We start from the raw sequence: 22,292 nt of genomic DNA, 5'->3' as shown, positions 1-22,292 counted from the left end.
GTGGTTTATTTGTCACATAAAAAAGAACGACTATCAGTCGTTCTTCAATAACATACGGAAGACATGGGATTCGAACCCACGCACGCTGTTACACGCCTACCGCGTTTCCAACACGGCCTCTTGAGCCTCTTGAGTAATCTTCCATATATGGAGCTGGTGGGAGTCGAACCCACGTCCAAACACCTGCTAACTTATTCGTCTACAACCATAGGTTATGTCTTGCTTTAACTTGGGCTCGATACATAACTCAAACCTAGCACAAGCGAGTCAGTTCATCTCTTTTGGAACAGCCTGACTCAATCCCAACGTAGCTTGCTATTTTAAGACCAATCAGCAAACACAAGCAATTCGCGAATGGTCACGCAGGCAGGTTATTAAGCTGCTAATGCGTAAGTGTTTGTATTTTTTGCAGTTATATTTAACTGGCATTTTTACATCTGCCGATGAGTTGCAGAACAAGCCTCATAATGCCTGTCGAATCCGTAACAACCCCGTAGGATTTGATACAGGAATTATTATAGCAGAATTTTTTATAAATAGCAAAATTATTTTACATTTTCCTTACAATTTAAAAAATTTTTGAAATATGGTAAAATGAAAGTATGTATAAATTTTGGCAAAAAACCATTCAAGTATTAAGTATTTTGACCCTTATCGGGACTGCTATTTTTCTGTTTTGGCTCTATAAGATTGGCATTTTGAACGACCAAAATGTCTTAAGCGATTTAATCAAAAGCCAAGGTGCTTTAGGTAGCCTCTCCTTTTTAGCTATTCAGATTATTCAAGTTGTATTTCCGATTATTCCAGGCGGTGTTACGACTGTTGTAGGTTTCCTCGTATTTCATTTTTGGTGGGGATTCTTTCTGAATTATGTTGGAATTTCAATCGGTAGTATCATCCTTTTCTGGTTGGCTCGTCGCTATGGAAAGAAATTTTGTCTCCTCTTCATGTCTGAAGATACGTTTTACAAATATGAAAGCAAAATTGATAATAAACGTAGTTATGAAATTTTCTTTGTTCTTTGTATGCTTTCTCCCATTTCTCCAGCTGACATAGTGGTGATGATTACTGGATTAACAAGCATGAGCTATCGGAAATTTATTATGATTACTTTACTTTGTCGCCCTTTCTCAGTTGTGGCCTATAGCTTCTTTTGGATCTATGGCAGCCAATTTTTACAACAATTCTTACAATGAAAATATCCTCATCTATGCGTTTAGATGAGGATTTTTTAGTGATGACCTTAGTTATAAAAGGTTCCATTTTTTGCGTATACTCTGTAAATTCCATCTTTTTGTCGAACAAATCGAAAATCTACTAAAGATTGCTTTGAACCCGAGCCATTTTTGTAAAAAATTTGAAGCTGTTTTTTTTCTTCATAAAAACCTCCACCATAAGCAGACACAGTAGCTTCATAAGGAAGCCCTCCCAAAGCAATCACTTCTTCATAGCTCATCCCGCCTTGTCCTGTATTGCTATCTCCCACGATGACTTGCTGAAACACATCATTGGTCCACAAATTCGTATTTGTATCTGCTTCCTTCGTTGGGAATTTCTCGTCTGGTAAGTAGTAGACTTCCTTACTTGATAAATAGTATTCTGAACCATTTTTAGAGAAGGCTAATTCAAGCCTTCGCTGGTCTGCATGAATATCATAGTCCAAAGGAGCATAAGTTAAGAATAAATATTCTTCTGAATATTCGTCGAATCTAGCTGATGAAGGTTTCCCATATTTCTCAATGATATTCGACAAACTGTCCCCTGTAGCATCCTCTTTCATCCCAATTACCAAGCTATCATAGTCTTTCAGTGTCCAATTAAAGCTAAACTCTTCTTTTGTAGCAGTCAATCCGCGCGTAAAGTCTGTCACTCCTTTGTCACTAGATTCTGTCCAAGTTTGACTGATAGTTGATGATAACTGTTGATCCGTACTCTCAGAACTTGGAGAATAGGTGGCAACTTCTTCTTTTGCAGGTTGTTGGGCAGTCCACACTAACCCTGCTAATACCAACAATACGAACGCTATCAAAAGATAATAAGTAGCCTTCTGCTTTTTCTTGAGCGATTCTTGGTACTCTCTTTCAAACTCTGCTTTCACTGCTTCTGATAGTTTGGTATAGGTATCCTGTTTTACACTCTTTTTTTGCTTGTTCTTCAATCTCTAAAGACTCCTTCCTTAGATTTTAATCTATACTCTCCTTGATCATTTTGCATAAAAACTAAATGAATGGAATTTATAGTAGATTCTGGATCATTATCTTCCTGATACATCATCCCTAATTGACGATAGTCTTGCATCCCATTTTGTCGAGCATAGGTCGGCAATCCATATTGTTCCATGATTTCTTCAGGACTTTGATCCAAGGCTAGTGCGTCAATTGTGGCTTGATCCCACTTAAATACAAAATTTTCATCCGTTGCTTCTGGATAGTTTTCATCCACTAAATTATAGAAACTTTTTTGATAAATTCGATAAGCTCCATTTGACATGTTGAACCAAAAAGTAACGTCTTGACCAAAATCTTCACTGTGGTAGGTAGCTGTAACAACTGAACTACCATCACTTATCGTGGTAGACTCCTCATAACTATCCGCCAGTCCAAACTCTTGTGTGAATTCTGCCAACGTCATAGAGTTCTCTACTTCTGCATCAATTTTCACAGCATCATATTTCCCAACGGTCCAATCAAATGGCTTAGCTGACTTTGCTCCTTCAATCTCATCTAGGTAAGAATGCGTTCGTGAAACAGATTCCATAACCTGATCCTCAACCTGATTATTTTGGTTCCTGGTTGCAGTCGATTTCCCAATCAATAGATAGAGAATGGCTGCACTAATCAATACAAGCGGTAGTCCAAATTCAACCCATCTCATCCACTGATTACTGGCTGACTGATCTACCGTATCCTTACTTACCCGCTCCAATTCTTCTTCTATTTTCTTTAATCTCGTATTCTTTGCCATTCACTTTTACCAATTTCTGACCTCTTTGTGTTTTTGAGACAATTGATATTCCCCTTCCCCATCTTTTGTAAAATCAAGAAAAATGTTATCACTTGTTTCATGGTTTAGATACTGAATCCTGATAGTCCAATAATCAACAGTACCGAAACTTTCCGCTGCATAAACAGGACCATATGTAGAAAGTACTTCATCCAGCGAGACACCTCCCTCACCATTGCTTGCACCGACACGCAAGTTATTAAACTCCTGACTCGTCCAGTCATGACTATTCTCCCCAACTATATCTTCGTAAGGTTCAGGAAAAAGATTACTGCTCATTTTTGTAGCTAAAGTCAATTGTCCACCAAAATCAACAAAAAGCAATTCTACCTGACGACGAGGCTGTTCCGTTTGGTATAGTAATCTCAGCGATTCATATTCACTGGAGTATATAGAAGTTTCAAGCGATGTCGGAGCCCCATATTTTTTGATAATGTCCTCAACTCTTGTTTTTGAAGCTGCAGAATGTTGTGCGTCAAGTGCTTCAAATTCCTCGTAGGTCCAAGAAAATGGTTTCGCTTCTACCTGTCTGATACTTTCAACATAGCTTGTTAAATCTTTATAAGTCTCTACAGGTGTATCGAGACTCTTTTTATAGAGAAATCCACTAATCACTAGAACAAGGAAACCAATCATCAAAAACAAGTAGCTGGACTTACTTTTCTTATCATCTAGCTCTTTTCTTTCTAGATATTTCCCAAGTTCACCTTCTAAATGCTGAAAATTATTTTCATTCTTTCTATCTTTAGACATTCCAATCTCCTTCAATTATCATTATTATAGCATATTTTCAATTGTTAGACTATGGTCCTAAAATAATCAAGTCTTGTATCATTTCTTATATTCGATAAAAAACACTTGTCATAAGGATAGTTTATAGGATACAATGGAATATATCTACACCCTCTAGAAAGGAAAATCCATGGCTAAGAAACTTCCCACGATTCGCCACCACGAAACCAATCAAAAACAGACTCAGACAAATAACAATCTATTTGTTGGCCTCGGTCTACTCGGTGGAATTTCCATCCTAAGTGGCCAGGCTCACTTTTTGTTTCCTATACTAGTACTTTCAGCCCTGGCTTATGGTACGTTTTTTCTTATCCATCGTAACACTGCCAAGTCTACAAAGAATACAGCTCTTCGATTGCAAAATCTTAAGGAGAGCATTTCACATATCGAGCAGGAATTGAAACAACTGAACAACTATTTAAAATCAAAAAATTATAGTCAGTATGCGCTTCTTGCCCTAGAGTTGCTACCTCAGTTAACAATGATTAGAGAGGAAACATCGGAACTTAAATATCAGTTGGATACCGATATTTCTTCGGCGATTATCCAACAAACCATTCAAGAAGAGGAAAAAATTTTAAAGCAGTTAAAACTACTTGATCTGATAGCTCCTTCTTCCTTCATCTTAGAAGAAACGAAAAAAATCCTAAGTATTGCACCTGAATTAGCTACTACCTATCAGAATGTCCAAAATGATCATATTGAAATTCTTGAACAATTGAAGAATCTCGAAAATGCGGAAGAATTGAGAGTCATCCACGAGATTAATATGAAACATTATAACGATATTCTCGGTGGCTATCTCAAAATAAAGGAGAATCCCAAAAATTTCTACTCGGCCGAGGAACGCTTGGCTCAATCAAAGCTTGCACTTGAAAAATTCGATGCTGATTTAGATGAAACTTTACGAAAATTCAATGAACGGCAGTTGAATGAATTTGAGATTAGTCTAAGAATGATGGGAAAAGATGCGAACGGTGAAGACCTTTTAGCAGAGAAATACTAATAAGTTAATAGGCAAGACCTGAATAAAAGGTTTTGCCTATTTTCTATAAGATTTAACGTAACCGCCCAATAACAAGGTATCTATCCAATCACTCATTCCTCCGGTATACTGATATAAAAAGAAAGAGAGAACGACGTTCGTCCCCTCTAGGTGTTAGCTTTTCGTCTACCAACTACAGTTGACAAAGAGCCACTATTTTCTAGTTACATGCATTTTTTCAAAATATAGTCGAATGAATTAGCTTTCAGACAAGGAACTGAGGCGCAGGCTATACTAAAGTATGGCAAGACGAAAGTGACGATGTATCAAAGATAATTCAAATGACTATATTTCCATAAAACTTACACTTTAACAGGGGTAATCCCTCATTTTCAAAGCTATTATATCAAAAACTGATGTTTATATTGAAAATATGATTTCTGAAAACGAATTTTTTTCATGCGTTTGGCGTGGGGATAAGCCCTGATAATGCAAACTAGTACTTCTTTATTCAGAATTCAATTCAGAAGGTACAAAGTCCTATAGTTCATCCTCACGTCTTCCTTTTTTATACCACAAACCTGCACTTGCCCATAATATACTGATACCAATAATCGGCAAGAAATTCGAGTTTTGTGAACTTGTATTAGGTAATACTTCTTTGTTACCGCTTTTCACATCATTTTTATCAACAACTACATTTCTAGTTACTTTTCTTCCACTAGAAGCCATATCATTTGATGATGTTGTATTATTATCAGCAGTAATATGACCGTCCTCGAAGCTCCAAGTACCTACGACTTCTACATCCTGATCAGATACTGTCGAACTGGTTGGGGTAGACCAAGTCAAGTGATAAGTACCCTCTGGACGTTGAACTGTCCGATTAGTCGGAACAGTTACCGCATCACCTGTATAAAGACCTGTCACTGAACTTGGGGCTGTTTCGCCACTTGGAACGCTACCTTCATACTTGTAACGAATAGTATAGGTTGGCTTAGCGGTCGATGTCCATGTTCCTACAACTTCTACATCCTGATCGACAATCGTTGATGAGGTCGGGGTTGACCAAGTCAAGCGATAAACACTTTCTCTTGTCTCAACTGTTTTTGATTTCGGTACTGGAATTTGATCACCTGCATACAAGTTCGAAACTGTTGCTGGTGCTGTCTCGCCATTTGGAATATCACCTGCATAACGATAGGTAACTTTATACGAAGCGTCCTCTTGGAAAGTCCAGAGACCTATAAACAGAAGAGAAGTATTTTCTACTACTTTTGTAGCGGCATCCCAGCCGATAAATACCCACTGACCTGGTTTGCCAGATACCCTATCCGATTGAGAAGAGAAGCTTGACGGTGTAGCTGTTACGACACTTCCACTCTTAGCTGTGCTACTTGTTGGGAGAAGAGAGGTGACGATGCCTGGTAAAACGAATCCAGATGTCGTGTTAAATTCATAGTTTACCGCAAGGTCCTTCACTTCGTAAACATAGTTAACCGTAACATCGCTACCTGATACAGTACCTGTCGCATTCGCCGGTGCTGTCTTCAAGGTATAAGTAACACCCTTAACCGTCAACTCATTCTGAGCACTTGTTGTATAAGATTTAGTATCTTCAATATTTTGGACATCCGCTGTGGCTAAGTCTTTACCATCCATCGTTTTATAGGTGGCAGTTACTTTATAGGTCTTAGCAGTCACTGGAGTAAAGCTCCAAGTACCTACGACTTCTACGTCCTGATCAGATACTGTCGAACTGGTTGGGGTAGACCAAGTCAAGTGATAAGTACCCTCTGGACGTTGAACTGTCCGATTAGTCGGAACAGTTACCGCATCACCTGTATAAAGACCTGTCACTGAACTTGGGGCTGTTTCGCCACTTGGAACGCTACCTTCATACTTGTAACGAATAGTATAGGTTGGCTTAGCGGTCGATGTCCATGTTCCTACAACTTCTACATCCTGATCGACAATCGTTGATGAGGTCGGGGTTGACCAAGTCAAGCGATAAACACTTTCTCTTGTCTCAACTGTTTTTGATTTCGGTACTGGAATTTGATCACCTGCATACAAGTTCGAAACTGTTGCTGGTGCTGTCTCGCCATTTGGAATATCACCTGCATAACGATAGGTAACTTTATACGAAGCGTCCTCTTGGAAAGTCCAGAGACCTATAAACAGAAGAGAAGTATTTTCTACTACTTTTGTAGCGGCATCCCAGCCGATAAATACCCACTGACCTGGTTTGCCAGATACCCTATCCGATTGAGAAGAGAAGCTTGACGGTGTAGCTGTTACGACACTTCCACTCTTAGCTGTGCTACTTGTTGGGAGAAGAGAGGTGACGATGCCTGGTAAAACGAATCCAGATGTCGTGTTAAATTCATAGTTTACCGCAAGGTCCTTCACTTCGTAAACATAGTTAACCGTAACATCGCTACCTGATACAGTACCTGTCGCATTCGCCGGTGCTGTCTTCAAGGTATAAGTAACACCCTTAACCGTCAACTCATTCTGAGCACTTGTTGTATAAGATTTAGTATCTTCAATATTTTGGACATCCGCTGTGGCTAAGTCTTTACCATCCATCGTTTTATAGGTGGCAGTTACTTTATAGGTCTTAGCAGTCACTGGAGTAAAGCTCCAAGTACCTACGACTTCTACGTCCTGATCAGATACTGTCGAACTGGTTGGGGTAGACCAAGTCAAGTGATAAGTACCCTCTGGACGTTGAACTGTCCGATTAGTCGGAACAGTTACCGCATCACCTGTATAAAGACCTGTCACTGAACTTGGGGCTGTTTCGCCACTTGGAACGCTACCTTCATACTTGTAACGAATAGTATAGGTTGGCTTAGCGGTCGATGTCCATGTTCCTACAATATTGACATCTCGATCAGAAACGACCGTTATCGTTTTATCCCATGACAATGAATAGATAGTTGTACGGTCAGAAACTTCCTTGCCTTCTTCTGGAAACTCAATCGCCTCACCAGATTTTAACTGAACAGCAGCTGGAGGTACCTCACTACTTGGAGCACCAACATAACTATATGAAACTGTATATTTTTTTTCACCTGGATCAGGTGCGGGAGAAACAGCTGGATCTTGAATAATATTGAAATCCGATAAATTTACCGTAGCCGTTGAACCGTCATCATCAAATACTATAGTCAGTGTCCCATTATCATTAAAAATGAGCTTAGATGTAGATGCCCATCCACTATAAAAAACCTCTAAGTCTTCAAGTGCTAGACGGATATTTTTCTTATCATCTGGAGTCAATGTACCATTTAAATTACTTACTTTTACAGGAGTAACTAATTTTTCTGACAATAAGCCTTGGTCCCTTACTTGTTTTGCGGCTGAAGGAGCAAGATTACCTTTTGCGCTATTTAATTTGGACTCTATTGACTGCAAAGTTGTTGTACTAACTGTATCTGCATATGCTTTTATCGTTGGATATACTTCAGTAAACATATTCAAGATTTGCTCATAAGCAGCCGTTCTCTCTGCAACAGTCGGACCAACCTCACCGATATCTCCGTCCAGCGCCCATTCACTTCTACCATCACTTGTCATATGTGCACTACGAATACTTACCGCAGTATCTGCGTACTGTTGAACCTTTCCAGAATCACGCAAAGCGACCATTGCATCGTAAATTGACTTCAAATTGTCATATTGACTCTTTGCTTCAATAGCTACATTTTCATAATTTTCAAATGAACCTGCTTCGTAATCACTTTTGTTGACTCTCTCGCTCTCATATTCAGAAATCAAGTCTGAAATCGTTGCAAGGTGTGAACTCACTGTATCGTAAGATGGTGTCGGATTTGCGATTTGTATTGCCAAATTCTGAAGCGTGTTTGTCGTATTGACAATGTATGAGGCTTTTTGTGGTTCACCAATTGTATCTGCATACGTAATTACCTGCAAAACAGATGACGTAATAGGCGAAATACCAATCAAAATAGAAGCTGCGCCTACTGTTAATTTTCGAATTGAAAATTTCCTAGTTCTTTCCCAAAACTCTCTACTCATTTACGTTCCTTTCTTATTAACTTCATACCAATATTAGAATAGGTCTTATTCACTAACCATCAATAAGACCTATTCATTATTATATCCTTACCTAAAAACAAGTATCTGTTCTTTCATGATAAAGTATTATTTATCTTCTTTGCGTTTTCGAGCGATACTTCCAGCAGCTAATAGGGTAGCCCATCCAACTAATGGGAGGAAGCTAGAATCCTGTCCACCAGTATTTGGCAAACTTGCCACCGTAGCTTTCGAAACAGTAGTTTGTTGACCTATAGTAGTTGAAGATAAGGCTGTCGGAGATGAAATCGTTGGGCGATTCTCATCTGTATTAGTGTTACCACCTGTATTAGCATTGTCACCTGTATTAGTGTTATCACCTATATTAGTGTTATCACCTGTATTAGTGTTACCACCTGTATTAGTGTCACCACCTGTATTAGTGTTATCACCTGTATTAGTGTTATCACCTGTATTAGTGTTACCACCTGTATTAGTGTTACCACCTGTATTAGTGTTACCACCTGTATTAGTGTTACCACCTGTATTAGTGTTACCACCGTTTTCATTTATTGATGATTTCCAGATTACCGTACCGTCTACAGAAGAAGATGGTTCTTTTCCAACCTCAGTCTGTGTTGTAAAGATGTTCTCACCACGTACAAGTGAATGCTGAGTTGAAACAGTCCACTTACCATCAGGGTTAACAACTGTTGTTACACTTGAACCATCTTGGAACGTTACGATAATCGTTGAAGAAGGAATACCTCGACCAGTAATTGTAGTGTCGCCTTCGTACATAGTATCGATAGTTGGATTGGCTGATAGACTGACTGATTTGCCGTCTTGTCCATCGCGACCGTCTTGACCCGAATCTCCTTTATCACCTTTAGAGATAATCATTTGGTAATCTTTTTCACCATCGGTAAGGGTAATAACGGTATTACCTGCTCCATCTGTTGTAATATCTTTAACGGAGACTGATTTACCATCCTGACCATCGCGACCATTGGTTATCGTTGCGATTTCTACGCTAGAACCTGTTGTTGGATCAGTTTGAATAATTTTCACACTGCCATCTGGTTGTGCAATAGCAGAAACTGACTTACCGTCTAAACCATCCTGACCATCACGACCGTTAGTAATAGTGGCAATCTCTGTTGTGACTCCTGTCGCTGGGTTCGTTTCATAAATCTTCACACTACCATCTGGTTGTGCAATAGCAGAAACAGACTTACCGTCTAAACCATCCTGACCATCACGACCGTTAGTAATAGTGGCAATTTCTGTTGTGATACCTGTCGCTGGGTTCGTTTCATAAATCTTCACACTGCCATCTGGTTGTGTGACAGCTGTGACTGATTTACCATCTTGACCGTCACGTCCATCTTGACCATCACGTCCATCTTGACCATCACGTCCATCTTGACCATTTAAACCATTAGCTACGACGGCGGTTGACGTGCCTCCTTTGCCGTCTGTGATGGTTATCAACTGACCATTAACGCCACCTTGAACGCTTGGTGTGACTGTAACGCTTGGTGTGACTGTAACGCTTGGTGTTGCTCCATCTAAACCATTTGAAACGAAGGTTTCACTAGTTGGAGTAGTCGAAATTACACCATTTGAATCTACGACATAAGTACGGATGTATACACCTTGTTTGCCATCTTTCGTACCTGTTTCTATTTTAACGACTGTACCAACACCATTTGTTCCGTCCTGACCATCGCGACCATTGGTTATCGTTGCGATTTCTACGCTAGAACCTGTTGTTGGATCAGTTTGAATGATTTTCACACTGCCATCTGGTTGTGCAATAGCAGAAACAGACTTACCGTCTAAACCATTCTGACCATCCTGACCGGCTTGTCCATCACGACCGTCTGGAATAAACGCTGTACTAATTGGTTGATCCGACTTAACTCCCTGTTCATTGATAGAATAAATCTTCACAAGAGTTCCAGTACGCCCTGAGCCATTTGGATCTGTCGTACTTTCAGTCTCAACAACAGTCCCTACACCATTGTCTCCTTTGGTAATCTGTGGAACTGCTGTACCAGTGATAGTAGCGCTTGGGGCTTTACCTGATTCTGTCTGTGTGACAATGACATTTTGACCTTTTGTAAACGCAGGCACATTCTCAATTGTCCAAGTTCCATCCACAACTAAGGCTGTCTTCACACTACCATCAGGAAGCGTTACTGTGATGGTTGCACCATCAACACCTGTACCTGTGATGGTTGTTGTTCCTTCGATAACTGGATCTACTACTGGAAGTGCTGATGGACTTAAACTATCTGCCACTGCCACTGAGCCACTGATGTTATCACTAACTGACTTGTGATTTTCTTGCTGGCGAGCAGAAATATTTTGACCTTTAACAAAAGGCTTATCTGAAGTAACTGACCAGACACCGTCTACAACCTGAGCTGTTTTCTCTGTTCCATCAGGAAGCGTTACTGTGATGGTTGCACCATCAACACCTGTACCTGTGATGGTTGTTGTTCCTTCGATAACTGGATCTACTACTGGAAGTGCTGATGGACTTAAACTATCTGCCACTGCCACTGAGCCACTGATGTTATCACTAACTGACTTGTGATTTTCTTGCTGGCGAGCAGAAATATTTTGACCTTTAACAAAAGGCTTATCTGAAGTAACTGACCAGACACCGTCTACAACCTGAGCTGTTTTCTCTGTTCCATCAGGAAGCGTTACTGTGATGGTTGCACCATCAACACCTGTACCTGTGATGGTTGTTGTTCCTTCTACCGCTGCGGTAATGACTGGAATACGAGATTGGTCATTTACAATGGTCAATACGAAGGTTTCTTCGGCCGTATTGCTTCCAAGTTCAAATGAGTTGACAGATTTGAAGGTAAAGCGAATCTGACCTGTCTTAGTTGGAGTACCACTAATTGTATGAGTATTCGTATCATACACCAGACCGTACTGCCCAAGTAGGTACTGAGCAATCATTCTTTCAGTGATACCAGATGAATTATTCCCAACGGATTCAAGTATTGCATCCAAACCTCGGAGTTCTCCGTATTGGTTCGGAGTGACAACTGAGGCGGTCATTTCTGTACCAAGCTGGATAGTTTGATTGTTGTTTGAAATATCAATACTTGCTGGAAGAGCAGTCACATGGAAGGTAACCGTTTTTGTTAAGTCGTTGTTGCGAACACCTGTCGGTGCAACAGTAACTGTCACATTGTAAGTTCCGATGCGAGTCGGTGTGCCTTCAAATGTCTTCGTGTCAGCATTATAACGAACTCCCGGTGGAAGAGAACCTTCATCTACTGTGATAGTTGTATCTGCAGGCACTGTCAAGATTACTGGATCTATCGCAGACATAACAATTTTAGTTTGTTCTTGGTTTGCAATATCAAGACTCATAGGAATCTCGTTCACCACTAATGTGACATCCTTGTTGGCTGTACCACCACCGAGTTTACGTTCTAGTTCGGTAGACAGCTTGATGGTATGGGTACCAACTACCGTTGGAGTACCTGTAATCGTCTTCGCATCGTTGTCGTAATGTAAGCCAATCTCTGAAAGGCTGACCTGTCTACCGTCATTTAAGAGGACATATGGTTCTGCCATCGTTGAATAAGCATCCTTAGACACTTGAATCGTAGTAATAGCATCTTTTGCCGTTACAGTCTGGTGATCATTGGTTGCGTCAATGCTTGGTACTACAGCTGTTACATGAAGTTTGACAGTTTTGGTCACCACTTCACCACCAAGAGCATACGGCATACTTGCTGTCACAGTGATGGTGTAATCCCCTACACCATTTGTCGGACGACCGGAAATCGTCTTGGTTCCCTCATCATAACGAACTCCGTCAGGAAGGTTGGATACGTTAATGGTCGAACGAGCGTCATTTTCGAGCGTCACTGGTGTCATGTCTGTCACTGATGAGAATGTCTGCTCTTCGCTTGATACCGTCAGACTTGGGTGGAGAGGTGTCACATTTAAGGTAATATACTTCTCAATGTAACGATCGCTCCAGCTCAAATCTGAACTGTAATCATCTGGCATTTGTGTGTAGACACGAATACGATAATTTCCAACTTGATTTGGAGTTCCTGAAATGATACCAGTAGATGGATTATAGCTAACTCCTGATGGTAGACTATTGGTGTCTACGGTTAGATTTGAATAATCATCCTTGGTGATTTGGATATCTTGGATAGCTGTACCAACATCTAAAGTCTGTTCAGCATTGGTCACTTCAAGGCTAGGTTTGATCCCTTTTACTTTAATCGTCAGAGTTGCAGTGTCCGTCCGAACTAATCCGTTGCTGGCTACTTTTGAAACAGTGGCATTTACGTAATACGACCCTACTCTAGTAGGTACGCCAGTAATTTTTGTCTTATCATCACTCACTACAAAACCTGTATCACCACGTTCAATTTCGTAACTATAACCAGTATAGGTCACTTTTGAGCCATCTGGTAAGTCTTTAAACCCTAACACGGTATCTTTGTCTAAAACAGTGACTTCAATGGTCTCATCTGGTACTTCAAATGTCCCTGGAGTGACTACTAGATGGACAAAGGTTCCTTTTACAACCCCATCTTTTTCGACGATGATTGGAACATCATAGGTACCTTCATACCGTCCGATACCTGAAATAGTCTTGGTAGATGCATTGTAGCGTGTCCCTTTTGGTAGTTTGCTAGTATCAACTTTTAAAGTTGCACCCTCAGTATGAGTGATGACCATATCCAGCCATGTTCCACCTTCTACAACCGTTTGAACATCATTCGTAACCGATACCTGAAGATCATTATCTGGTGCTGGAAGCACTTCGTAGGTAAAGTCTGTAAAGGTTTCGGTAGTTGTTCCATCACCATTAAGGTACTTAACATAGACACGAGCTGTCTGGTTGCTAGTCGTCCGCTTGAGTCCGTAAATAGAGATAGTCGAATCTGCACTATTTCCCTCCAGATAAGCGTAGTCACCACCATTTTCAATCCGAATATCTGCAATGGTTGACCCCATTTCCATAGAAACTGGAATGGCATCTGGCTTGGTACCTTCTGTCCAGACTTGATGCGGAATTGGGTTAATGGCATCTGTCACCTCAAAAGTGAAGACACGGTTAGGGGCATTGTCCCCAAAGTGACCATCGACCGCCTTGACTTCAAAGGTATACTTCCCTGGATTGAGCTTGGTGCCTGCTTCTTTGACGACATTAGCTTCCAAGGCTCTTCCTTCACTATCGGTTTTTGTTGCTACCAGCTTGGTCCCAATAGGCAGGCTGACTGACTTAACCCAGGCATTTTCTTTGTTTAATACCACTGTTCCCAGGACTTGCTCATCATTGCTGATAGGGATTTGAACGGTATTGTTTGCCTCGTTTAAGTATGTTGACGAACCGGTAAATTTGACATCGGCATTCGAAAGAGCACCACCCAAGGAACTTTCGAATGTTGAAAACTCTACTTTAAAGAACTTCTCCAGTCCTAGGTTATCTACAATGCGAAACTTCACATAGAGATTATCAGCTTGCTGTGCTGGTAACTTAGTAAATTGAAGGTAATATGGTGTATTCTGAACATAATAACCCCCAGAATTAACCATTGTTGCATAAGAATAATTTGACTGGGTCGCATCCTTATAGTGCAAATAAGTACCAGTCAAATCCTTTGTACGAACATCCAGTAGACTCACTTCTACATCGGGAGAAGTTTCAATCACTTCAAAGTCGGCAATCGTTAGAGCTAGGCCTTGGTTATGAAATTCCTGGGAAAGATCTCTTGCGGAAATTGGAATAACATTGAGGTACTGTTCTGTGCTACTGGTTGCATTTGCTACCGTTTCACCCTGCCCTACTGTATAGCCAAAGGGGGTGGCTATCATATTTACTTTATAGCCTAGATAATGATAGGGAGTCCATACACCATCAACATCACGGGCAGTATTTTCTGGCCAACCATCCAAATTCTCAATATCTTCCCACGATTCACCCCGAGCATTTGCTCTATACCACTGAAAATCCTGTCCCTGAACTGGTTTTGTCCTTTGCCAATAGTTACTAAATAGTTCGGTTCCAGCAGTGTCCTCTAAAGTGAAACCTACATGGGGGTTAATTGTTATTGTTGCTACTGCTCTGACAGTTGGATTCGTCTTGGATTGGAAACCAATCTTATAGCTACCTACTTTAGAAGCATCTATCACTACGCTACCACGGATATAGCCTTCCGTCGTATCCAGTGTCATACCTAACTTCTGTGCATCTTCTGACAATTCCAAATCATCCGCTGCGATACGTGTGAAACCAATTTTATACACAAAGTCCACAGTATTACCGTTTGATTTCAGGGTAACATTATCGTTCCCTTTATAATTCTCTGTGTAGTTCTCAAGAGTCAGATAAGGATCAGTATCTCCATTATTGTAGTCTACCTTACGGGTATCGCGTTCCTTGCTGGCACCCTTGACTTCGAAAGTGACCTGATGACTTTGACCTTCCGTCAAGTTGAGGACTTGGGTGGCAGAGCTATCCGCTGAAAGCGCATAGCCTTGGAGCTCGGTGGCAGTCAGGTCTGGACTGACTACTACAGATGTACTGCCGACTGTATCATAGGTCTTAAAGGTATAGCTGCGTGTCTCACGGTAGACTTCGAGACCAGCTTCTGTATAGACTACATCATAGTTGACCGTCACATCTCGTTGAGGGGTACTAACAGTCTCCTTGCTTGGCTCTTCAAAACTAGAAACCGTATAACTGATGGTAGCAGTGCCACCGCGTGTGATAGTGGCCGTACGGGTCAGGCTTTCACCTGTCTCATCATAATAGTTGGCAAGAGCCTCATCATTAACCAACTCAATAGCATTTTCAGTCACGGTCACACTATCTTGACCCTCAGCGATGATAGCGGTCTTGATCACTTGATGTACGAGCTGACCAGATTGATCACGATACTCAACTGTATAGGTGACACTAGTAGCTGGTTTGCTATCTTCAGTACCCGACGTTTCAGAAGCCACAACTGGGGGCTCTTGGCTAGGAGCTTCTGAGATAGCTGGGGCTGCACCTTCTTCAACAAATTCCATAGTCTGTGCAGACTCAAGTGGATTTTCTACTACACTCTTGCTCTCTACCTCAGGATTTTTCGCTGTTGTCTTCAGTTCTTCTGCCTTTATAGCCTGGGGCGAGGTAAAAGTCAAACTGGCAACGGTTGCTGCTGCAAACGCTGCAGATTTGAGTTGCTGATGGCGAAGTTGTTTTTTACGTTTTTGTCTTCTAGTCATAATTTTCTTTCTAAGTATTTATAAGGTTATTCTTGGTTAACGAGAAATCGTTCTTCCATCTCATCGATAAATCGACGAATCACTCCACTACCGACTCGAATCAAATCGTAGATAAGAGAGACATTCGAGGGACGGATAGGAAGTACATAACGGGCAAAGATACTTCCGTCTTCTTTTAGACAGAAGTAATAGTGAATACCATATTCTAAGTTCATCTGATTGATAAATTCCAACCATTCTTCCCGACTGTGGTTCTGATCCTGAATACCAAGCTTATCAAAAACAATCTGCACGACTTCGGTATCCGGGGACTTGGGAATAAGAAGGCTAAAGTCTATCAAGCGGTCTGGTGCTATAGATAAGCGACCTAGATACTTATAGGCTTCTTCCTCTTCGATAATCTTCATGAGAAACCCGTCTTCTCTCATGAAAGTTTGAAAACATTCATTTAAGCGATCCATTCTTCCTCCTTATTGAAAAGAATAAACAGGAATGTCATCATCCACACCTAGAATCGCCACTTCATCATGGTCATCCTTTACCTTCGGCAGAAAGATAACCTGTTTGCTAGCTTTAACGATTTCTTCACTTTGTTGGATCGTATCCTCCATTGCTTCGTCAATTAATTGGAAATTTTGAGAATCTTCTTCATTTATGACACGCTTGTAGCGATCCAGTGTATCATTCAGTTCCTTGGTCAAGTCGTCTTTCTGAGCAAGAACCTTATCTTTCAAACCATTCAACGTCGTCATCGTCCGATCAAACTGATCAAACTGGTCGGTGATTTGCTTTTCTGCATCGTAGATAATCTCTGTAGCCTGCTCTTTAGCTTCCTGAACCAAGCGTTTAGAGAGATGTTTCGCATCTACGATAGCTTCTTTAATCAAATCTTCCTCCATCTTGGCGCGACGGAGTTGTTCCTTCAAGTCACTGATGAGTCCTTCTTGTTCTAAGCATTGGCGACGCAATTCACGAACTTCTTTTTCAAGCATTTCTACTTGCTGATCAACATCTCGCGAATGGTAACCAAATAGCGTTTTTCTCATTTAACACTCATCTCCTTTCATGTTTTTTTCATTCTACACTATCTGACCATTTTTGTCAATACATTTGTCGTTATTTTTACATTTTTTGTAATACTGTTCATTTGTTAATTTGTTCATTAATACTCAATAAAAATCAAAATCAGACTAGCTCCAAAGGTTCGGGGAACCTTTGGAGGTTGGAGATGTAGCGAACAAAGTTCGCAACACAAAGGTTTGGGAAGCTTTTGGAGGTTGGAGATAGAGTGAACGAAGTTCGCAACACAAAGGTTTGGGAAGCCTTTGGAGGTTGGAGATAGAGTGAACGAAGTTCGCTACAAAACTGTCTGGGGGACAGTTGGAGGTGGGAAATAGAGCGAACAAAGTTCGCAACAAAACTGTCTGGGGGACAGTTGGAGGTGGGAGATATAGCGAACAAAGTTCGCATCAGTCGTAGTGGTCAGATTTGGAGTGCAAAACACGAATTGCTGAGATTTACTTCGCAAATCCTATCTCCAACCTTCTTCCTCGCTTTCATGCTTCGAGGCTCAGGCTGAAACAGTTCCCCGAACTGTTTCACTCTACTGGAATGTTAAACCCAATCAACCACTGCGCTGAGATGTTGACACGAACCCTGAGAAGCGAGGTTGGTCTTTTTGCCCAGCCTCACTTATCAAATCAAGTCAACAAGATCTGATTTTGATTTCCGAAGAGTATAAGCAAAAAATATTAAAAAAAAAAAAGCTCATTTTAACCACTAGAAATTCAAAATGAATCTCTCAGTAAAAAGAGCTTGCTTTCAAGCATTTTTATTCTCATATTCAATGAAATAGCCCAGTTAATAAATTATTCTTTTAGACTTGCTGCTAATCTTATGAACTCAACAAAGTTCATTTTTTCCCCTTTTTCAATGAATGCGAAAAAGGGGAGTGGAAAAACTGTCCCCACCCCCCAGACTGTTAAAGCCATTCAACCACTGCACTGAGATGTTGACACGAACTTTGAGAAGTGGCTCTGTGCTTTTTGCCAAGCTTAAAATGAACGTCTTCAAACTGTTTGCTAGTAAGCTGAAATTCTCATTCTTCAATAACGCTTAGTTACTATGTAAATTTTTTTCATAAATATTTTCCAATCCGCTTACTTCCTTATCAAATAGATCTTGCCTCTTCTGACGAGAAAATTGAATAATATTCTGGAAGTTTCCTACTGCTTCTTCCGTACGTTGAAGTTCACTCTCAAGAAGGGTATTCTGCTCAGACCATTCTACTGAATTTTTGTCAATCGCATCTAAGTATCGATTTAGTGTTGCACGTAACTCTTCCTGCATCTTTTTTTCACTAACAAAATAGTGCTCTCTCAAACCTTTTATATGAGAAATTTTTTGTTCAATTCGATTGAAGTTATCTGCCATATCCGTTTCAACAGTAGACATTAGAGAGTCTGCTTCATTCCTTGCTTCTTCTATCAACTTTTTCGATAATGCACGAGCATCGATAATAGCTTCCTTAATTAGCACTTCTTCAGCCTTAGCTCGTTTGAGTTGATTACGTAACCGGTCAATTTCGAGGTCACGTTCAATGACAAGTTCTTCTAAAATATGTATTTTTTCTTTCATCCATTTAAAGACCTCATCCACACTTTTTTGGGTGTAGCCCAAAAATAAATATTTTTTAAAACGCATTTCTGTTTTTTCCTTTCATTTACGAGATGTGTCTAAGTATAAAAATCTGGATTTATAAGCAAAGTATTTCATGTTAAAATCATTTTTCACGAATAATAGCAATTTTTGATTGCATTTTAGAGAAAAACGACGATAGGTAGTTTCAACACGAACTTGAATGAATGCCCGTTCCAATGTACACATAATCAGTACTAAAAAACTATCGTTTCAGTAAACTCTCAAGATTATTGAATGTGGTGAATAGTGAATCTAAAATCATATTCAGGTTTTGATGGTTACAAAGATACATTAGACAACGAACTAGCTGTATTACCATCACCAATATCAACTGTTCAAAATAAGAAATAAAAATCTCTTGTAGAGTATTATATCACATTTTTAACATAATTAAAAGAGTTGATATTAATTCCAATATTTCTTGCGTATAAATATAATGCATGGTAACATACCATTTTTCTGTCAATATGCACTTATTTTATTGTCAAATTATGATATTGATAAAAACACTCATTTTCAAACTACTAAAAAGTCAAAATAGACTTTTTAGTAAGTGCTTGTTTTTAAGCGTTTTTCATGCTGGAAGTGTTGAACCGTGAATATATGTTCTAAAATCTGTAAGTCCACCAACCATTCTCTGGATGGAGTAAACGTCGTCTATTTCTCTTCTGGCACCTGTGGAATATCTAGAATAAACTCTGTACCAACACCTGGCTCACTTCTCACACTAACTTGTATGGAGTAAGCATCTGCTAACTTTTTCAAAATGGACAGACCAATACCGACTCCGGCTTGAGTATCCTTACTGGTCCGTGCTTTACTCGCACGATAAAAGCGATCGAATATGTGCTTGAGATCTTCTTGCGAAATACCTTGCCCATGATCACGTACCAGTACTTGAATCGTTTGTTTTTCTAAATTTTCTGTCGCACTAATTTCAATTTCTTTGTTTTCTGCAGAGTATTTGATAGCATTATCAATTAAAATAACTATCATTTGTTCAAAATGGACTTGATAAATTTGCGCTAGCGGTAAAAGTTCTCTATTCTCTGTGAAGACAAATTTAAAATCATTCCTAAGAACCTTGAAATTATCAACTACATCTAATATTGACTCCTCTACATCTGTCACGTCATCTAGATGGTCTGCAATGTTGCCCTGAATACGAATCATATCAAGCATGTCCTTAATCATAATTTCCATCCGTTGTGCCTCTTTCAAACTAGATTGAAGCGATTCTTCCAAAACAACCTCATCTTCGCGCCCCCACCTCAACAGCATATTTATATAACCTTTTAACACTGTTACTGGAGTACGTAACTCATGACTCACATCACTGATGAATTGAATTTGCTTTGCATTTTGCTCTTCCATATTGAGAATCAATTGATTATAATTATCAGCAATTTGTTGTATTTCTAAAATACCATCTTCATAGAGAATCTGCGATTTAGTTCCGAACGAGTCATCTATTATCTGGCGAAATGCCGTATTAAGCTTACGAATAGGATATACTTCATCACTCACTGTTCGATATACTGTGAAAAGAAAAGAAATAGCAAGTAGAAGAATACTAATCGAAATCACTACCAGAACAAACCATAATTGAATATGACCAGAGAAAAAACCACGATACTGCTGTAGGTATAGTTCTGTTCCGTCGTCTAATTGAATCAAACTGGTTAACCTATAGTAAGAGCGACTATCTTGTTTTACCGATTCAATTACTCCAAGTTCTCCTATAGAAATTCGGTCAAACGTTTGGTCACTGGCATACAGTAAATGTTCTTGCTTATCAAAAACAAGAACGATTAAATCGTCTCTAAAGGGCAATATGTCCAAATAACTGTTTAAGCCTTTTTGTATTTGAATATCATGTTTTAAGAAATCTTCCAATCGTTCTTGAGTCTGCTGCATAGCGGCTCTTTCCCTATTATTACTTGTTGAATATACTAAAGCCCATAACGATGCCAATAAGAAGAATGTTCCGATTATAGTTGTCAAAAACACTTTCTTGACAATCCGATTACGAAGCGACACAATTCCTAATTTTTTCTTTTCATCTGTCATTTGAATCCTCTATTCCTTACTCTCAATATAAACCTATATTCACAATTACGTACTTCCATCTAAAGCTAACTTTTAAACTCCTTATCGTTCGGTTGTCCAAACTACAAAGCGTTCCTCAAAAACTAGCTTGATTTACAAAAAATCCCTTATTCAAAGTACCTATCTTGTGAATATAAAATACACACTCTACATAAACAAAGTTGTTAGACCTTTACTATTGTAACAAAAAGTGTATATATTGCAAGATGATACTCTTCAAAAAAATTAAAATCAAACGTTATTGACTTAAATTGATGAGCTTCAGTTCTATCTGCATCTGCGTCGCTTAGCCTGATTTTGATTTTTATTGAGTATGAACTGACAAAATTTCACGCCGTGCGCATAAAGAAAATGCATGTTTCTATTTTCTAGCTACATGCATTTTTCAAAATATTTTTATAAAACTTACACATTAACGAGAATAATACGTCATTTTTAAAGCTATTATATCACACTTTTCTACTTTAGTTATTACACTTCTTTCCCAAAAATGTATCCGACACCACGAATCGTTCTAATGAGTGAGCGATCTAATTTTCTTCTTAAATAGCGGATGTAGACATCTACTATATTAGACCCTTGTCTTTCTTTCTTCCCAGCCCAGACATTGGCCATGATATCCGCACGTGTAACAATTTCATTTTGATGCTCAAGAAGGTAAGCCAATAGCTCTAGTTCTTTTGAGGACATTTGCACCACATGACCTTCGTAAGTAGCAGATTTAGAGGCTTTATCTATGATGATATTTAAAACATTGCCTTTTTCGGGTACTACTTGCTGTGTTACAGACTGTTGATTGGTAATTCTAGCCTGTTCAATTTCTTGTTTTCTGAAAAAAACTCTCATTCGTGCAAGCAACTCTTCTATTGCAAATGGTTTCGTAAGATAGTCGTCTGCACCACGATCCAACCCTGATACAATATCCATTACCGAATCTTTTGCTGTCATGATTATAATATGAACAGTTTGTTTAACCAAGCGCAATCGTCTTGTAACCTCTAACCCATCCATTTCAGGTAACATTAAATCTAACAAAATAATGTCATAAGTATTTTCCAAAGCCTCCATAAGACCAGCGCGACCATTTTCTTTCACAGTCACACGGTAACCTTCAAACTCCAGCTCCATCTTTAATATTCTGGATAAATCTTTCTCATCTTCAATAATTAATATACTTTTCATCTAATCTACCCTATTTTTCATACAATGATATTTCTTCTCATTCTAATATATCAGAACCAACTTGATTCGTCAATCTTTTTATTTTCACAACCACGTCATACGCATGAAAAATTTCTTCTCTCCTTTTGTCCCCGGAAATAACTGCTTTAAACTTAGTATCTACCTTTATACAAGCACCTTATCCTCGATGTCCAAATAATTGTGG

12 protein-coding genes, 1 tRNA gene and 1 other RNA gene are annotated in these 22,292 nt (G+C 39.5%); 2 read left to right on the top strand and 12 right to left on the bottom strand.

The window, feature by feature from the left end:
* Window positions 1-55: 55 nt before the first annotated feature.
* Window positions 56-143 (bottom strand) — tRNA-Ser (locus F9856_RS09470).
* Window positions 144-145: 2 nt separating this feature from the next.
* Window positions 146-493: a transfer-messenger RNA gene (ssrA, locus tag F9856_RS09465) on the bottom strand.
* 109 nt (window positions 494-602) lie between these two features.
* On the opposite strand from ssrA, the gene F9856_RS09460 reads away from it, so the two are divergent.
* Window positions 603-1,196, top strand: coding sequence for a TVP38/TMEM64 family protein (locus tag F9856_RS09460; protein ID WP_202106442.1), 594 nt, complete (start codon window positions 603-605; stop codon window positions 1,194-1,196).
* A gap of 47 nt (window positions 1,197-1,243) precedes the next feature.
* On the opposite strand, the gene F9856_RS09455 is transcribed toward F9856_RS09460, so the two are convergent.
* Genes F9856_RS09455 through F9856_RS09445 form a run of 3 tightly spaced genes read right to left on the bottom strand, consistent with a single transcriptional unit; the run spans window position 1,244 to window position 3,756 of the window.
* Entirely contained in the window at window positions 1,244-2,158 is a 915-nt protein-coding gene (locus F9856_RS09455) for a hypothetical protein (RefSeq protein ID WP_202106441.1), read from the bottom strand.
* The gene (locus F9856_RS09450) at window positions 2,155-2,964 is read right to left on the bottom strand and encodes a hypothetical protein (RefSeq protein WP_202106440.1); all 810 of its coding nucleotides are present in this window, start codon (window positions 2,962-2,964) and stop codon (window positions 2,155-2,157) included. Before F9856_RS09450 ends, F9856_RS09455 begins: the two co-directional genes overlap by 4 nt.
* Before the next feature lie 6 nt (window positions 2,965-2,970).
* Window positions 2,971-3,756, bottom strand: a complete 786-nt coding sequence (locus tag F9856_RS09445) for a hypothetical protein (protein ID WP_172056327.1) — start codon at window positions 3,754-3,756, stop codon at window positions 2,971-2,973.
* A 169-nt stretch (window positions 3,757-3,925) separates the two neighbouring features.
* On the opposite strand from F9856_RS09445, the gene F9856_RS09440 reads away from it, so the two are divergent.
* Window positions 3,926-4,801: a hypothetical protein gene (locus F9856_RS09440; protein WP_202106439.1), complete on the top strand. Its 876-nt coding sequence runs from the start codon at window positions 3,926-3,928 to the stop codon at window positions 4,799-4,801.
* A 519-nt stretch (window positions 4,802-5,320) separates the two neighbouring features.
* On the opposite strand, the gene F9856_RS09435 is transcribed toward F9856_RS09440, so the two are convergent.
* The 7 genes from F9856_RS09435 to F9856_RS09405 form a co-directional block, all read right to left on the bottom strand.
* Window positions 5,321-8,827, bottom strand: a complete 3,507-nt coding sequence (locus tag F9856_RS09435) for an SHIRT domain-containing protein (protein WP_202106438.1) — start codon at window positions 8,825-8,827, stop codon at window positions 5,321-5,323.
* 126 nt (window positions 8,828-8,953) lie between these two features.
* Window positions 8,954-16,096: an Ig-like domain-containing protein gene (locus F9856_RS09430; protein ID WP_202106437.1), complete on the bottom strand. Its 7,143-nt coding sequence runs from the start codon at window positions 16,094-16,096 to the stop codon at window positions 8,954-8,956.
* A 26-nt stretch (window positions 16,097-16,122) separates the two neighbouring features.
* Entirely contained in the window at window positions 16,123-16,557 is a 435-nt protein-coding gene (locus tag F9856_RS09425) for a hypothetical protein (protein ID WP_105129236.1), read from the bottom strand.
* A 9-nt stretch (window positions 16,558-16,566) separates the two neighbouring features.
* Window positions 16,567-17,142, bottom strand: coding sequence for a DivIVA domain-containing protein (locus F9856_RS09420; RefSeq protein WP_202106436.1), 576 nt, complete (start codon window positions 17,140-17,142; stop codon window positions 16,567-16,569).
* A 1,069-nt stretch (window positions 17,143-18,211) separates the two neighbouring features.
* Window positions 18,212-18,799 carry a DivIVA domain-containing protein gene (locus tag F9856_RS09415; RefSeq protein ID WP_044767914.1) on the bottom strand — a complete coding sequence of 196 codons (588 nt, stop codon included), beginning with the start codon at window positions 18,797-18,799 and terminating at the stop codon, window positions 18,212-18,214.
* A gap of 654 nt (window positions 18,800-19,453) precedes the next feature.
* The gene (locus F9856_RS09410) at window positions 19,454-20,866 is read right to left on the bottom strand and encodes a sensor histidine kinase (RefSeq protein ID WP_172056469.1); all 1,413 of its coding nucleotides are present in this window, start codon (window positions 20,864-20,866) and stop codon (window positions 19,454-19,456) included.
* 510 nt (window positions 20,867-21,376) lie between these two features.
* Entirely contained in the window at window positions 21,377-22,087 is a 711-nt protein-coding gene (locus F9856_RS09405; RefSeq protein ID WP_202106435.1) for a response regulator transcription factor, read from the bottom strand.
* Window positions 22,088-22,292 lie beyond the last annotated feature (205 nt).

This window comes from Streptococcus suis, from assembly GCF_016743335.1.
Lineage (GTDB): Bacteria > Bacillota > Bacilli > Lactobacillales > Streptococcaceae > Streptococcus > Streptococcus suis_Y.
This window is presented reverse-complemented; position numbering and strand designations above follow the sequence as displayed.

What these genes read in the sequence shown, in the direction of transcription:
- F9856_RS09425 (WP_105129236.1), bottom strand. Translation starts at nt 16,557, where the DNA reads ATGGATCGCTTAAATGAATGTTTTCAAACTTTCATGAGAGAAGACGGG.
- F9856_RS09435 (WP_202106438.1), bottom strand. Translation starts at nt 8,827, where the DNA reads ATGAGTAGAGAGTTTTGGGAAAGAACTAGGAAATTTTCAATTCGAAAA.
- F9856_RS09445 (WP_172056327.1), bottom strand. Translation starts at nt 3,756, where the DNA reads ATGTCTAAAGATAGAAAGAATGAAAATAATTTTCAGCATTTAGAAGGT.
- F9856_RS09410 (WP_172056469.1), bottom strand. Translation starts at nt 20,866, where the DNA reads ATGACAGATGAAAAGAAAAAATTAGGAATTGTGTCGCTTCGTAATCGG.
- F9856_RS09460 (WP_202106442.1), top strand. Translation starts at nt 603, where the DNA reads ATGTATAAATTTTGGCAAAAAACCATTCAAGTATTAAGTATTTTGACC.
- F9856_RS09430 (WP_202106437.1), bottom strand. Translation starts at nt 16,096, where the DNA reads ATGACTAGAAGACAAAAACGTAAAAAACAACTTCGCCATCAGCAACTC.
- F9856_RS09415 (WP_044767914.1), bottom strand. Translation starts at nt 18,799, where the DNA reads ATGCGTTTTAAAAAATATTTATTTTTGGGCTACACCCAAAAAAGTGTG.
- F9856_RS09440 (WP_202106439.1), top strand. Translation starts at nt 3,926, where the DNA reads ATGGCTAAGAAACTTCCCACGATTCGCCACCACGAAACCAATCAAAAA.
- F9856_RS09420 (WP_202106436.1), bottom strand. Translation starts at nt 17,142, where the DNA reads ATGAGAAAAACGCTATTTGGTTACCATTCGCGAGATGTTGATCAGCAA.
- F9856_RS09450 (WP_202106440.1), bottom strand. Translation starts at nt 2,964, where the DNA reads ATGGCAAAGAATACGAGATTAAAGAAAATAGAAGAAGAATTGGAGCGG.
- F9856_RS09405 (WP_202106435.1), bottom strand. Translation starts at nt 22,087, where the DNA reads ATGAAAAGTATATTAATTATTGAAGATGAGAAAGATTTATCCAGAATA.